Annotated in this window: 3 protein-coding genes; all 3 read right to left on the minus strand. The window is 51.3% G+C overall.

Going from position 1 to position 819, the window contains the following annotated elements:
- On the minus strand, window positions 1-183 hold a 183-nt coding region (locus tag I2484_RS21140; protein ID WP_207152995.1), incomplete at its 3' end, for a hypothetical protein.
- Window positions 176-364 carry a hypothetical protein gene (locus I2484_RS21145; protein WP_207152996.1) on the minus strand — a complete coding sequence of 63 codons (189 nt, stop codon included), beginning with the start codon at window positions 362-364 and terminating at the stop codon, window positions 176-178. The genes I2484_RS21140 and I2484_RS21145, both read right to left, overlap by 8 nt.
- A gap of 8 nt (window positions 365-372) precedes the next feature.
- Window positions 373-570, minus strand: a complete 198-nt coding sequence (locus tag I2484_RS21150) for a hypothetical protein (RefSeq protein WP_207152997.1) — start codon at window positions 568-570, stop codon at window positions 373-375.
- Between the last annotated feature and the right edge of the window lie 249 nt (window positions 571-819).

Genomic DNA, 819 nt, shown 5'->3' on the forward strand with positions numbered 1-819 from the left:
CTTGAGTGTCCAACAAAGGCCTGGAGCTTTCCAACGAACTCGGCCAAGTGTCCAACGAAATCCTCGAAGTGTCCAACCAACGGGGAGGTTTCCAACAAACCCTTCGAAGTTTCCAACAAAGGCCTGGAGTTGTCCAACGAACTCGGCGAAGTGTCCAACGGAATCTTCGAATTGTTCAACCAACGGGGAGGTTTCCAACAAACCCTTCGAAGTTTCCAACAAAAGCCCCGAGCTGTCCAACGAACTCGGCGAAGTGTCCAACGAAATCTTCGAATTGTCCAACCAACGGGGAGGTTTCCAACAAACCCTTCGAAGTTTCCAACAAAAGCCCCGAGCTGTCCAACAAGCTCGGCCAAGTGTCCAACGAAATCCTCAAAGTGTCCAACCAACGGGGAGGTTTCCAACAAACCCTTCGAAGTGTCCAACAAAGGCCTGGAGCTTTCCAACGAACTCGGCCAAGTGTCCAACGAAATCCTCAAAGTGTCCAACCAACGGGGAGGTTTCCAACAAACTCTCTGGAGTGTCCAACAAAGGCCTGGAGCTTTCCAACGAACTCGGCCAAGTGTCCAACGAAATCCTCAAAGTGTCCAACCAACGGGGAGGTTTCCAACCAACTCGGGCAAGTTTCCAACAAAAGCCCCGAGCTTTCCAACGAATCCGGCGAAGTGTCCAACGAAATCCTCAAAGTATGCAACCAACGGGGAGGCTTCCAACAAACTCTCTGGAGTGTCCAACAAAAGCCCCGAGCTTTCCAACAAACTCGGCGAAGTGTCCAACGAAATCCTCAAAGTGTCCAACCAACGGGGAGGTTTCCAACCA

It is taken from the genome of Sporosarcina sp. E16_8, assembly GCF_017347095.1.
Lineage (GTDB): Bacteria > Bacillota > Bacilli > Bacillales_A > Planococcaceae > Sporosarcina.